Below are 12,234 nucleotides of genomic sequence, written 5' to 3'. Positions count from 1 at the left end.
TACTGTCCTCTGGCGCGGCTTCCTCGTTTTGCACGAAATCACCGAAATGTATCGGATCTTCCAGAAAAACGAGTAAGCCGCCGGAAGTTGTGGGTAAAGGCAAGCCCGCTTGCGGGAGAGGGGTACGTACGCGAGGGGTGGTGGCAAGCACCAATGCGCCCGCATGCCCAATTCCTATTCCACGATCGCCGGATGCACCGGCGGCGGCCCGCCCAGTGCCTGCCGGTACGACGGCGGCTGCACGCCCTCGGCATCGACGATGCCATAGGCCAGCGCCGCCTCGGCGCTGATCAGCACCCGGCCGGATTTATCCATCAGCGCGGGGTCGCGGTACAGCGCATCGATAATGCGGCCCGTGAACTCCGGCGTCTCCGCCACTGGCGCGAAGGCCGCGTACTTGTCAGGATGCTTCTCCCACACCTGCAGGGTGCGGGCCGTGCGCAACGGCCCCATCCACAGCGACACCGCCGCGACGCCGTAGGGCCGCAGGTCGACCGCCATGTCGTGCGCGAACTTGTCGATACCCGCCTTCTGCGCGCCGTAGGCCGGGCCGTGCATATAGCAGTTGGCACCGAACGACGAAGTGAACACGATCAGCCCGCGGCCTTGCGCGGCCATGATGGGCGCGGCATGCCAGCTGGCCACGTAGCCCGAGCGCAGGCCCACGTCGAGGATCCCGGCCATCTCCAGCGGCTTCTGCCAGAAGGGCCCCGGCAGGATCAGTTCGTCGTGCAGGAAGGTGGCGTTGTTGACCAGGATGTCGAGCCGTCCGGATTCCTCGCGCACCCGCCCGAACAGACGCGCCACCTGGGCATCGTCGCGATGGTCGCACGCGACCGCGATGCCGCGCCCGCCCAGCGCATCGATCTCGCGCGCCGTGGCGTGGATGGTGCCGGGCAGCGGCGCGCTGCCTTCCTGCTCCGTGCGTCCGGTCACGTACACCGTAGCGCCTGCCGCGCCGAGCGCCAGCGCGATGCCCTTTCCGGCACCGCGCGAGCCACCCGTGACGACGGCGACGATGGCCTGTTCCGCCTGCTTCATGTCTGTCTCCTTTGTCAGTGAGGTCATCGAAGCTTGGGGCGGGCGCGGCGTCGAGACATCCTTCGTTCGGACTAAGCAGTACCCGGTCCGGTTACTCCACGCGGACGATGGCCCCCGGCGCAGCAAGGCCGACGATAGTCCGCATCCCAACGACCGCCCGCGCGGCATATCGCGGCACCGGCGGTCACAACAAGGAGTGAGACTGGCCATGTCTGAACTGGAGCACAAGCAAGCCATCCATGCCCTGACCTGCCGCTATGCGCAGGCGGTGGACCGGCGCGATTTTCCGAGCCTGCAGGAACTGTTCACACCGGATGCGCGGCTGACCGGGCCGGGCTTCCGCATGGACGGACCGCAAGCCATTGCCGATGGCATGGCAGCGCTCGGCCAGTACAGCGGCACGCAGCATCACGTGCACCAGCAACTGGTCGAAGTCGATGGCGATACCGCGACCGGCGAGACCTATTGCGTCGCCAACCACCTGTACGAACAGGACGGCGTGCCGCGCAAGCTCGACTGGGGCATCCGCTACCAGGACCGCTTCGTGCGACGCGACGGCCAGTGGCGCATTGCCGTGCGCGAGCTGTTGGTGGACTGGACGCAGGACCTGCCGCTGCGGGGGGCATGATGACGACGACTCGTGTACTCGGAGGCAAGACGGCACTCGTCACCGGCGGCGCCGGCGGCATCGGTGCCGCGAGCGCGCTGGCGCTGCTGCGCGATGGCGCCGCGGTCGTACTCATGGGACGGCGGCGCGAGGCGCTGGAAGCGGCACGGCGCAGGCTGTGCGCAGAGGTGGCCGGCGCCACCGTGGCAATCAGCGTCGGCGACGCTTGCCGCGAGGATGACGTGCAGGCCGCGCTGCAGCAGGCCTGGGAGCTGGCGCGACGCGTCGATATCGTGGTCGCGACGGTCGGCGGGGGCGGCTTCCGTCCGCTGCTGATGCATGACGCCGCCTCGCTGATGGCGGAGCTGGAGCTGAACATCGCCAGCGCGTTCCTGGCGGTGCGGCACGCGTCGCCGCTGATGGCACCGCATGGCGGCGCGATCGTCTGCATCTCGTCAAACGCGGCGCGCATGACCTGCCGCTGGCTGTCGGCGTACTGCGCCGCCAAGGCGGGTCTGGAAGCGTTCGTGCGCGCCGCGGCCGAGGAGCTGGCGGGTTGCGGCATCCGCGTCAATGCGGTGCGCCCCGGGCTCACCCGTTCCGGCGCGACCGGACCAATGTTCGACAACCCGGCTATCCTCGACAAGTTCGTCGCGCAGATGCCGCTGGGCCGAGCCGGCGAACCGGATGACATTGCCAGCGCGGTGCGCTACCTGGCGGGGCCGGAATCGGGCTGGGTGACAGGCCAGAGCATCGCCGTGGACGGCGGCAGCGAGCTGCGCGGCAATCCCATCCTCGATGAAACCGTGGCCGCCGTGTATGGCGATGCCGCGCTGCAAGCCGTGCTGGCCGGCAGGATCCCCGAAGCCGGCTGAATCCGACAATCCAAGGAAAGAAACGATGCATCAAGTCAAGGACAAGGTCGCGCTGGTGACAGGCGCGGCCAGCGGGGTAGGGCGCGCCGACGCGCTGCTGCTGGCGGCCGAGGGCGCACGCGTGGTCATCAGCGATGTCAACGAGGAGGCCGGGCAGGCACTGGCCCGGGAGATCGGGGATGCGGCACTGTTCGTGCGCCACGACATTGCCAGCGAGGAGAGCTGGCGCAAGGCCATGGCCGCCACGCAGGATCGCTTCGGCCGGCTCGATGTGCTGGTCAACAATGCGGCCATCTGTCCGCTCGGGTCGATCGAGGAAACCTCGCTCGACGCCTGGCGGCAGGTCATGCGTGTCAATGCCGACGGCTATTTCCTCGGCTGCAAGTTCGGTGTGGAGGCGATGAAGGGCAACCCCGCCGGAGGCTCCATCGTGGTGATGTCTTCCGTGGCGGCGCTGGGCGGGCTGCCGATGATGTGTGCGTACAGCGGCGCGAAAGGTGCTGTCACCGCGCTGACGCGCAGCGTGGCCGTGCACTGCAAGCGTAGCGGCTACCGCATCCGCTGCAACTCGATCCACCCCGATGGCGTCTGGACGCCGATGACGCAGGCGCTGGTGCCAGACCTGGATCCGGCCGCGCTGGGCATCGGCACAGACCCGATGGCACGTATGTGCCAGCCGGAGGATGTGGCCAACCTGGTCCTGTTCCTGGCTTCGGACGCGTCGCGCTTTATCAATGGCGCGGAATTGCGCATCGATAACGCGCAGTTGATCTCGGGGCTGTAAGGCCGGCTGCGGCGGCCTGCTTGCGCGGGCCGCCGCAGTGCCGGGCTAGCTGTACTGCGACACGATCTCACCGACCGTACGCAGGATGTCGCGGCGCCGATAGCCGAGCAGGGCGGTCTCGGCCGCATCCGGCTCGTAGTAGAGCGTGTTGCCCCTGCCGAAGCAGATGGCCGAGTCCGGCAGCAACGGATGCTCCTGGTCGATGACTGGCGGCACCTGGCGGCCCGCATCGCGGAAGAAGGCACCGAAATAGTCCTGGAACGACAGGTTCTCGTCGCCCACGAGGTAGGCCTTGCCATTTTCGCCGCGCAGCAGCGCACCTTCGATCGCTTCCGACAGCGAAGTAGCCGAGATGAAATTGACGCCGCCGGGCGGCGCAAAATCCGGCATCGGCGCAAAGTTGCCGCGGGCGTAGTCGGTATAGGCCTTGAACATCGGGACCATCAGGCCCGGCACCGTGCCCACGACGAACGGCGCGTTCACGCTGCTCACGCGGAAGGCATCGGTGGCCAGCGCGCGCACGCCTTCGTCGGCCAGCTTGCGCGAGCGGATGTAGGCGTTCTCCTCGGCCAGCCGTGGCTGCGCCTGCGGATAGAAGCTGCCGACGTGGACGGCGACCCGGATCCCGGCATCGCGCGCGGCGCGCAAGAAGCGCGGCACGCCCTCGATATTGGCGCGTTCCCAGTGTGCGGCTTCGTCGCCGCCAGGCGGCACGTGGCGCACATCGTTGCCGGCGGCGAAGACCAGCGCGTCGAAGGCGCCGAGTTGCGCGGCCGGCACGTCGTTGGCGACATAGTCGTAGCGCAGGAAGTCCAGTTCGCCCAGCGCCGTGCCAGGCGCGGGGCGGTTGCGTCCCGCGATGGTGACGTCGTGCCCGCGGCTGCGCAGGTGCAGGGCCGCGTGGCCCCCGATCATGCCGGTGCCGCCGACGATCAGTATCTTCATGCTTGTCTCCTTGGTGGGGTGGTTGTGGCCGCGGTGCGCGGCCATCAGAGGTTCATGCCGTTGCCGCCAATGACCGGCATGTTGGTCCACGCGCCCTTGGGGTCGCGATACCAGCCGGCCGCGGCCAGGGCGCCGCCATTGACATGCAGCGCCGTGCCGGTGATCCAGGCAGCGCGCGGGCTGGCCAGAAACAGGATGCCGTCGGCAATGTCGCGCGGCGTACCGAAGCGTCCCAGCGGAATCCAGCGCGGGATATGGTGCTGGTGTTCCGCCGCGACCATCTGCGACACCGGAACCTGCGGCGTTTCGGTGGTCTCCGGGGCGATCAGGTTGACGCGGATGCCCGCCGGCGCCAGCTCCAGCGCCAGGCTCTGCGTGAAGCCGGTGATGGCTGCCTTGAAGGCGCCGTAGACGCTGCAGTACGGAATGCCGCGGAAGGCCTCGATCGACGACACGCTGACGATGCTGCCGGCCGCACTGCGCCGCAGCAGCGGCAGCATGGCGCGCGTGACGGTGAAGACGTGGCCGATATTGGCGGCGTAGAGGCTGGCGATCTCGTCGTCCGCATAGTGCTCGAACGGCTTGGCGATGCGCAGGAAATCGCCGACGTTGTTGACCAGCACATCCAACACGCCGAAACGCTGCCCGATCTGCGCAGCCAGTTCGCGCACGGTGCCGGCATCGGCCGCATCGCCCCGTACCACCAGCACCTCTGCGCCGGTCTTGCCCAGCAGCGCCCGGGCTTGTTCGGCGCGCTGCGCATCGATCTCGATCAGCGCCACGCGCGCACCCTGTTCCAGGAAGGCTTGCGCGGTGGCGAGCCCGATGCCGGCGCCGCCGCCGGTGACCAGCACGGTCTTGTCGGTGAAATCCATCTGAGTTGTTCTCCTTTGGTTGCACTGCGGGGTGCAGGCATTGGATCGGTGGCAGGCGGGACGGGCATCGTCCGATTGCAGGTCAGGGAAAACACCGAGAAGGGCGCAAACTAGGGCAAATGCGAACGCCGCGCGCCGGACATCGGCAGGCAGCGTCCCTATAATCTGCGCTGCCCAGGTGTCGCAGAGCACCGGTCAGCCCACGCATGTGGCGTGGAAACAGGAGACAGACAATGCTGATGGCGACCGTTGAGGCGCAAGAGATGGCGTCGCCCTGGCTTGCGCAGTCCGGACTGAGCCTGCCGCAGTTCAGCGCGCTGCTGGCGGCGGTCTACGAAGGGCCGATGGAACCCGTGCCCTGGGGCCGCGCGCTGGAAATGCTGCGCAAGCAACTCGATGCCAGCTACGTGAGCTTCATCCTGCGCTCGCCCGCAAGCGACCGCAGTGGCATCGCGGTGCATGCGTCGCAGCACGGCACTTCGCTGGAGGCCGAGGCGTCGTACAACACCTACTACTACGCCATCGATCCCTTCATCAACCTGCCCACCGACCGGGCCGTGACGGTCGACGAAGCGATGGGCGCCGGCAACTGGTGCCGCAGCGAGATCTACCGGCAGTTCCTGCAGCCGCTCGGCGTCCGCTACCTGCTGGGCGCGGACATCCGCACGGAAGACGGCGTCGAGTGCCGGCTGCGCATCTGCCGCCAGTACGAAGCGCAGGACTTCTCCGAGGTGGACAAGGCGGCGTGCGCCACCATCCTGCCGCACCTGAGGCGCGCGGTCCGGCTGCATTCCCGGCTGGATGTGGTTGAATCGGAGCGCAGCCTCTATGCGGGCGCGATCGACCGCATGCTGGTGGGCATGGTCATCCTCGACGCAGCCGGCGCGATCCTGAAGAGGAATCCGGAAGCCGACGAAATCCTTGCGGAGAACGACGGCATCCGCCTCAACGGCGGCAACTTCGAGATCGCCTACGCACAGGAAAGCCGCAAGTTCCAGTACCTGCTGCGCCGTGCCCAGATGGGGCACCACGGCAGCGCACCGGCGCTGGCCGAGGCCATGTCGATCACCCGCCCCTCGGGGCGCGGCAAGCTCGGCGTGCTGATCCGCACCATTCCGCTCAGCGAATGGCCGGAAGACCACCGGCATCGCCCGGCTTGCGCGATCTTTATCCGCGATCCCGAGCGCAAGTCGCGCGCCTCGCACGAGGTGGTGCGCAAGCTGTTCGACCTCACGCCCGCCGAAACCGCGCTGGCGCTGGTGCTTGCCGACGGCATGACGCTTGACGAGGCCGCCGAGGCGCTGGGCACCAGCAAGAACACGGCGCGCGCCCACCTGCGCGCGATTTTCTCCAAGACGGGGGTCACGCGGCAGGCCACGCTGGTGCGCATGTTGCTGAGCAGTGTCGTGACGCTCGGGTGAGCGCCACGGCCTGATCCATGCACGCGTGTTCCAGGACACGCTTTGCGCCCTTGCGGCCCGATGATCGATCCTCCTAGTCCGAATGGAGGATGAGACCCCCCGTCCGCGCCCCTAGCATGCATCCGACAAGCGGGCGCGGCACACGGATGGCACGTCAGACGGACGCAGCGACGCGTGTTGTCCACGCCCGTTCCTGTTCCGCGCACGCATCAACCTGTCCGGCCCCGGCCGGCACCTGTACCAGGGAGCGTGGAGCATGGAAAAAGTCATCTATATCGTCTGGCGCGATCCGCGGACCGAGCCGGGGGAGTTCGCGCGCCGGCTGCGCACGACGCTTGCGGACAAGCTATCGGCGCTGGGCGCTCGCGGACTGCAGGTGAACGTGGCGGATGATGCCGTGTTGCCGGCCGCGGGCCTGCGCCAGACGAACACCCGCCCGCAAATGGAAGGGCTGGTCTCGGTCTGGATGGACAGCGCCATCGACCGCCTGCGCCAGCCGTTCGACCAGGCCATCGAGGCCGCCGTGGGCCGAATGGCCGGCTATCTTGTGACGGAGTCCCAGCCCATCCGCAATACACGCTTCCGGGCCGCGCCGGGCGCACGCACGCCGGGCTTCGCGCAGCTTGCCTTCCTCACCCGGCCGCCCCGGCTCACGCCGCAGGCCTGGCTGGACATCTGGCACAACCACCACACACAGGTGGCGGTCGAGACCCAGGACAACTTCCTCTACGTGCAGAACGTGGTGGTGCGGCCGCTCACCTACGCCGCGCCGCACTACGACGCAATCGTCGAAGAGTGCTTCCCCGATGCGGCGATGACCGACCCGCAGGCGTTCTTCGGCGCGGCCGGCGACGAAGACAAGTTCCGGTGCAACCTGCAGGCCATGATGGAAAGCTGCCAGCGTTTCATCGACTTCGACAAGATCGACGTGGTCCCCACCAGCCAGTACATCGTGCGCCCGGCAGCGGCTTGACGCTTGCGCCGGACCGGCTAGTCCCACTGGACGATGTGCCAGGCTGCAGCGCACGGAAGAATGGGTCCCATCAGCCAGCAGTGGCAACGAACCTGAGGAGACCGGCATGTTGGATATCCGAGCGCTTGGCTACATCGTGGTCGAGTCCACCGACCTGGGGCAATGGCGGCACTATGCCGAACAGGTGCTGGGCATGGCCTGTTCCGGCGCGCCCGGCGGTGCGCTGTACGTGAAGATGGATGAACGCGACTACCGCTACCTGGTGGTGCCGGGCGCGCGCGACCGCTACCTGGCATCGGGCTGGGAGCTGGCCGACGAGCCGGCCTACCGCCATGCGCTTGAAACGCTGCGCCAGGCCAATGTGGAGGTCGTGCATGCCAGCGCCGCGGAGCTGGCACAGCGCCGCGTGCAGGCCATGGCCTGGTTTGCCGATCCCTCCGGCAACCGCCACGAGATCTCCTGGGGCATGCGTTCGGACTTCCTGCGCTTTGTCTCGCCGGTGGGCGTGCCGCGCTTCATCACGGATCCGATGGGGGCGGGCCATGCCGTGCTGCCCGCACCGGCCTTCGATGAAACCTATGCCTTCCTGTGCGAGGTGATGGGTTTCGGCCTGTCCGACATCTTCCGCGTGCGCTTCACCAGCGACCCCGCCGAGCCTGAGAAGCGCATCCACTTCATGCATTGCGGCAACGGCCGCCACCACAGCCTGGCGATTTTCGAGATGCCGTCGGAAGCCGGCTGCATTCACGTGATGGCCGAGGTGCCTGACATGGCCGAGGTGGGCCGTGCGCTGGACCGCGTGCAGCAGCACGGGGTGAAGCTCTCCGCCACGCTCGGCCAGCACTGCAATGACCGCATGACTTCCTTCTACATGAAGACCCCCGGCGGCTTCGACCTCGAGTTCGGCCACGGCGGGCTGGTGGTGGACTGGAGCCACCACGCGGCCTACGAGGCCACGCGCGTCAGCCTGTGGGGCCACGACTTCAGCATCGGATACCGCTAAACACACCATGACCAAGACAATCGACAAGACCATGAGCGCGGCCGACGTGGTCGGCCAGCTCGCCGATGGCATGACCATCGGCATCGGCGGCTGGGGCCCGCGCCGCAAGCCGATGGCGCTGGTGCGCGAGATCCTGCGCTCGCCGCTGAAGGACCTGACCGTGGTCGCCTATGGCGGCCCCGAGGTGGGCATGCTGTGCGCGGCCGGCAAGGTGCGCCGGCTGGTGTTCGGCTTTGTCTCGCTCGACGTGATTCCGCTTGAGCCCTATTTCCGCCAGGCGCGCGAGCGCGGCGTGCTGGAGGTGACGGAGCTGGACGAAGGCATGCTGCAACTGGGCCTGCGCGCCGCGGCCGCGCGGCTGCCGTTCCTGCCGACGCGCGCCGCGCTGGGCACCGACGTGCTGGACAAAAACCCCCAGCTGAAGACAGTGCGCTCGCCCTATGGCGACGGCGAAGTGCTGGTGGCGATGCCGGCGATCGCGCTCGATGCGGCGCTGCTGCACGTGAACGAGAGCGATGTGCTCGGCAACACCCGCATCGATGGCCCCGATCCGTTCTTCGATGAATGGTTCGCACGCGCCGCGCACCGCTGCTATGTGAGCTGCGAAACGCTGCACCCGCGCCTCGAGGACGAGGACCTGGCGCGCGCGCGCAACAACGCCTTCGAGCGCTCGCTGGTGAGCGGCGTGGTGCACGTGCCCGGCGGCGCCCATCCCACTTCCTGTGCGCCGGCCTACGGCTGGGACCTGCCCGCGCTGAAGGCGTACTGCGCCGGCGCCGAGGCTGACGACGGCTTCCGCGCTTACCGCGACGAGGTGGTGGGCGCGAGCGAAGCGGCCTACCTGGAGCGCATCGGCGGCCTTGGCCACGTGCATGACCTGCCGCTGCCGGTACTTTGAACCCGCCAACCCAAGGAGCGACCGTGAGCGCCACTTATGAATTCACCCGCGCCGAGCTGATGATTGCCGCCGCCGCCCGCGAATGGCGCGACGACGGCGAGGTGCTGGCCACCGGCATCGGCACTGGCCCGCGCATCGCCGCCGGCCTGGCGCGGCTTGCGCACAACCCGGGCCTGTTGCTGACCGACGGCGAGGCCTACCTGGTGGAAACGCCGGTGCCGCTGGGCCCGCGCGAGCCCGGCTACAAGGTACGCGCCAGCGGCTGGATGGGCTATTCGCGCGTGTTCGACTGCCTGTGGGGCGGGCGGCGCCACGCGCTGGTGATGCCGACGCAGATCGACCGCTTCGGCCAGGCCAATATCTCCTGCCTGGGCGGCACCCATGCGCAGCCCAAGACCCAGTTGCTGGGCGCGCGCGGCTTTCCCGGCAACAGCATCCATCACGCCAACTCGTTCTTCGTGCCGGGGCACAGCACACGCGCCTTCGTCGCCGGTGAAGTCGACATGGTCTGCAGCGCGGGCTACAACCCGGCCCGCCAGCTCGAGGGCATGCGCAGCTTCGTTGACCTGCGCGTGATCGTCACCGACCTGTGCGTGATGGACTTTGGCGGCCCCGGCCATGCCATCCGCGTGCGCTCGCTGCACCCTGGCGTGAGCCTGGAGCAAGTGCAGACGGCCACGGGCTTTGCGCTGGCGAACACGCCGGGCGAGGCCTTGCCAGAGACGGCGCCGCCGACACTGGAAGAGCTGCGGCTGATCGCCCAGCTTGATCCGCACAACCTGCGCGCGGCAATCGTGCGCGGCAATCCTTCCGGACGCGTGTGAGGCCGACATGACAACGCCAGCTATCGAAGCCATCAGCCTTGGCCCCAATGCCGAAGTGCTCTACCAGGTCGCGGACGGCATCGCCACCGTGACCATGAACCGGCCGCAATTCCACAACGCGCAGAACTCAAAGATGACCTACGCGCTGGACGAGGCCTACCGGCGCGCCGCCGCGGACGATGCGGTCAAGGTGATCGTGCTGCGCGGGGCCGGCAAGCATTTCTCGGCCGGGCACGACATCGGCACGCCGGGGCGCGATATCAATGAAACGTTCGAGCGCGCCTCGCTCTGGTATGACCACGTCAACAAGCCCGGCGGCGAGTTCCTCTATGCCCGCGAGCAGGAGGTCTACCTGGGCATGTGCCGCCGCTGGCGCGAACTGCCCAAGCCGATCATTGCCATGGTGCACGGCGCCTGCATTGCCGGCGGGCTGATGCTGGCCTGGGTGTGCGATCTGATCGTGGCGTCGGACGATGCGTTCTTCGCCGATCCGGTGGTGCGCATGGGCATCCCGGGCGTGGAGTACTTCGCGCATGCCTACGAGCTGAACCCGCGCATCGCCAAGGAATTCCTGTTCCTGGGCGAGCGCATGGGTGCCGAGCGCGCCGAGCGCATGGGCATGGTCAACCGCGTGGTGCCGCGCGACGCGCTGGAAGACACCGTCTACGGCATGGCCGCCAAGGTGGCGCAGATGCCGCGGCTGGGCCTGACGCTGACCAAGCAAGCGGTCAACCATGTGGAGGACCTGCAGGGCAAGCGCACGGCGATGGATGCCGTCTTTGCCTGGCACCACTTCGCCCACGCGCACAACGAACTGGTCAGCGGCGACAAGCTCGGCGGCTATGACGCGCGCGCCATGGCCGCGTCGCAACGCACCGGCAGCGAGGACAAGGCATGAGCGCCGCGAGCCTGCACACCGTGCTGTGCGACCTGCTGGGCTGCCGCTACCCCATCGTGCAGACGGCGATGGGCTGGGTGGCGGACGCGAAGCTGGTCGCGGCCAGCGGCAATGCCGGGGCGTTTGGCTTCCTGGCCGGCGCGACGATCCCGCCGGGCGAGGTCGAGCGCGAGATCCTGCGCGTGAAGGCGCTTAGCGACCGACCCTTCGGCATCAACTTCCATATGTTCCAGCCCAACGCGGACGAAGTGATCGAGATGGCGATCCGCCACCGCCTGCGCGCCGTCAGCTATGGGCGCGGTCCCGACGCGAAGATGATCGGCAAGCTCAAGGCGGCCGGCGTGGTCTGCATGCCGACCGTCGGCGCGGCCAAGCACGCGGCCAAGGCCGTGGAACTGGGCGCGGACGTGGTCACCGTGCAGGGCGGCGAGGGCGGCGGCCATACCGGCGGCACGCCGACCACGCTGCTGCTGCCGCAGGTGCTGGACAGCGTCAGCGTGCCGGTGGTGGCGGCGGGCGGCTTCTACGACGGCCGCGGACTGGCGGCGGCGCTGGCTTACGGCGCGGCCGGCGTGGCCATGGGCACGCGTTTCCTGATGTCGGCCGAATCGCCGGTGCCGGCGCCAACGCTGGAGCGCTACGTCAAGGTGCGCGACCCGGCGCAGATCCGCGTGTCGCTGGCCATCGACGGCCTGCCGCAGAGAATGATCGACAACGACCTGCTGCTGGCGCTGGAGAAGGCCGGTCCGCTGCGGCGCACCTGGCTGGCGCTGGCGGCCGCGCGCAAATGGCAGGCGCGTACCGGCATGCGCAGCGCGCAGATGCTGGCCACCGCCTGGCGCGCGATGCGTGAGCAGGACTACAGCGCCGCCCAGACCCTGATGGCCGCCAACGCGCCGGTGCTGATCCAGCGCGCGATGGTGGAGGGATGCCCCGATGACGGCGTGCTGCCCAGCGGGCAGGCGGCCGCCGCGATCGGCGCCATCGAATCGTGCGAGCAGATCGTGGCCGGCATGGCCGCGCAGGCGCAGGCGCGGCTTGCGGCGCTGGCTGGCGCCGGACTGGCTGCAGCGGCCTGATCCACAGACAG

At 68.5% G+C, this 12,234-nt stretch carries 13 protein-coding genes; 10 read left to right on the top strand and 3 right to left on the bottom strand.

The genetic code is table 11. The features are described 5' to 3' along the window. Window positions 1-174: 174 nt before the first annotated feature. A complete protein-coding gene (locus tag DN412_RS16705; protein ID WP_115212646.1) occupies window positions 175-1,041 on the bottom strand; it encodes an SDR family NAD(P)-dependent oxidoreductase in 867 nt (288 codons plus the stop codon). Between the two features lie 208 nt (window positions 1,042-1,249). Between DN412_RS16705 and DN412_RS16700 the strand changes: the two genes are divergently transcribed. Genes DN412_RS16700 through DN412_RS16690 form a run of 3 tightly spaced genes read left to right on the top strand, consistent with a single transcriptional unit; the run spans window position 1,250 to window position 3,307 of the window. Further along, entirely contained in the window at window positions 1,250-1,669 is a 420-nt protein-coding gene (locus tag DN412_RS16700; RefSeq protein WP_115212645.1) for a nuclear transport factor 2 family protein, read from the top strand. Then, a complete protein-coding gene (locus DN412_RS16695) occupies window positions 1,666-2,523 on the top strand; it encodes an SDR family NAD(P)-dependent oxidoreductase (protein WP_115212644.1) in 858 nt (285 codons plus the stop codon). Before DN412_RS16700 ends, DN412_RS16695 begins: the two co-directional genes overlap by 4 nt. A 25-nt stretch (window positions 2,524-2,548) precedes the next feature. Then, complete coding sequence (locus tag DN412_RS16690) at window positions 2,549-3,307, top strand: SDR family oxidoreductase (protein WP_115212643.1); 759 nt, start codon at window positions 2,549-2,551, stop codon at window positions 3,305-3,307. Window positions 3,308-3,352: 45 nt separating this feature from the next. Here DN412_RS16690 and DN412_RS16685 read toward each other — a convergent pair whose 3' ends face one another. Both DN412_RS16685 and DN412_RS16680 read right to left on the bottom strand, forming a co-directional pair. After that, complete coding sequence (locus DN412_RS16685; RefSeq protein WP_115212654.1) at window positions 3,353-4,252, bottom strand: NAD-dependent epimerase/dehydratase family protein; 900 nt, start codon at window positions 4,250-4,252, stop codon at window positions 3,353-3,355. 44 nt (window positions 4,253-4,296) lie between these two features. Next, a complete protein-coding gene (locus tag DN412_RS16680) occupies window positions 4,297-5,127 on the bottom strand; it encodes an SDR family NAD(P)-dependent oxidoreductase (protein WP_115212642.1) in 831 nt (276 codons plus the stop codon). A gap of 233 nt (window positions 5,128-5,360) precedes the next feature. Here DN412_RS16680 and DN412_RS16675 point away from each other — a divergent pair, with 233 nt between their 5' ends. The 7 genes from DN412_RS16675 to DN412_RS16645 all read left to right on the top strand — a co-directional run bounded on the left by DN412_RS16675 (window position 5,361) and on the right by DN412_RS16645 (window position 12,223). Further along, window positions 5,361-6,548, top strand: coding sequence for a helix-turn-helix transcriptional regulator (locus tag DN412_RS16675; protein ID WP_115212641.1), 1,188 nt, complete (start codon window positions 5,361-5,363; stop codon window positions 6,546-6,548). 256 nt (window positions 6,549-6,804) lie between these two features. Further along, on the top strand, window positions 6,805-7,521 hold the full coding sequence (locus DN412_RS16670; RefSeq protein WP_115212640.1) for an EthD domain-containing protein: 717 nt from the start codon (window positions 6,805-6,807) through the stop codon (window positions 7,519-7,521). Between the two features lie 106 nt (window positions 7,522-7,627). Then, on the top strand, window positions 7,628-8,524 hold the full coding sequence (locus DN412_RS16665) for a VOC family protein (protein ID WP_115212639.1): 897 nt from the start codon (window positions 7,628-7,630) through the stop codon (window positions 8,522-8,524). A gap of 7 nt (window positions 8,525-8,531) precedes the next feature. Next, a complete protein-coding gene (locus tag DN412_RS16660; protein WP_115212638.1) occupies window positions 8,532-9,422 on the top strand; it encodes a CoA transferase subunit A in 891 nt (296 codons plus the stop codon). A gap of 23 nt (window positions 9,423-9,445) precedes the next feature. After that, window positions 9,446-10,246, top strand: coding sequence for a CoA-transferase subunit beta (locus DN412_RS16655; protein ID WP_115212637.1), 801 nt, complete (start codon window positions 9,446-9,448; stop codon window positions 10,244-10,246). A gap of 7 nt (window positions 10,247-10,253) precedes the next feature. After that, window positions 10,254-11,144: an enoyl-CoA hydratase gene (locus tag DN412_RS16650; RefSeq protein ID WP_115212636.1), complete on the top strand. Its 891-nt coding sequence runs from the start codon at window positions 10,254-10,256 to the stop codon at window positions 11,142-11,144. Continuing rightward, window positions 11,141-12,223 carry a nitronate monooxygenase gene (locus DN412_RS16645; RefSeq protein ID WP_115212635.1) on the top strand — a complete coding sequence of 361 codons (1,083 nt, stop codon included), beginning with the start codon at window positions 11,141-11,143 and terminating at the stop codon, window positions 12,221-12,223. Before DN412_RS16650 ends, DN412_RS16645 begins: the two co-directional genes overlap by 4 nt. Window positions 12,224-12,234: the final 11 nt, after the last annotated feature.

This window comes from Cupriavidus lacunae (assembly GCF_003353055.1).
Classification (GTDB): domain Bacteria; phylum Pseudomonadota; class Gammaproteobacteria; order Burkholderiales; family Burkholderiaceae; genus Cupriavidus; species Cupriavidus lacunae.
The sequence above is the reverse complement of the archived record's forward strand: the minus strand, read 5'-3'. Positions and strand labels throughout refer to the sequence as shown.

Coding starts and splice junctions, on each gene's coding strand:
- DN412_RS16705 (WP_115212646.1), bottom strand. CDS start 1,041: ATGAAGCAGGCGGAACAGGCCATCGTCGCCGTCGTCACGGGTGGCTCG.
- DN412_RS16645 (WP_115212635.1), top strand. CDS start 11,141: ATGAGCGCCGCGAGCCTGCACACCGTGCTGTGCGACCTGCTGGGCTGC.
- DN412_RS16690 (WP_115212643.1), top strand. CDS start 2,549: ATGCATCAAGTCAAGGACAAGGTCGCGCTGGTGACAGGCGCGGCCAGC.
- DN412_RS16665 (WP_115212639.1), top strand. CDS start 7,628: ATGTTGGATATCCGAGCGCTTGGCTACATCGTGGTCGAGTCCACCGAC.
- DN412_RS16670 (WP_115212640.1), top strand. CDS start 6,805: ATGGAAAAAGTCATCTATATCGTCTGGCGCGATCCGCGGACCGAGCCG.
- DN412_RS16695 (WP_115212644.1), top strand. CDS start 1,666: ATGATGACGACGACTCGTGTACTCGGAGGCAAGACGGCACTCGTCACC.
- DN412_RS16650 (WP_115212636.1), top strand. CDS start 10,254: ATGACAACGCCAGCTATCGAAGCCATCAGCCTTGGCCCCAATGCCGAA.
- DN412_RS16675 (WP_115212641.1), top strand. CDS start 5,361: ATGCTGATGGCGACCGTTGAGGCGCAAGAGATGGCGTCGCCCTGGCTT.
- DN412_RS16700 (WP_115212645.1), top strand. CDS start 1,250: ATGTCTGAACTGGAGCACAAGCAAGCCATCCATGCCCTGACCTGCCGC.
- DN412_RS16680 (WP_115212642.1), bottom strand. CDS start 5,127: ATGGATTTCACCGACAAGACCGTGCTGGTCACCGGCGGCGGCGCCGGC.
- DN412_RS16685 (WP_115212654.1), bottom strand. CDS start 4,252: ATGAAGATACTGATCGTCGGCGGCACCGGCATGATCGGGGGCCACGCG.
- DN412_RS16660 (WP_115212638.1), top strand. CDS start 8,532: ATGACCAAGACAATCGACAAGACCATGAGCGCGGCCGACGTGGTCGGC.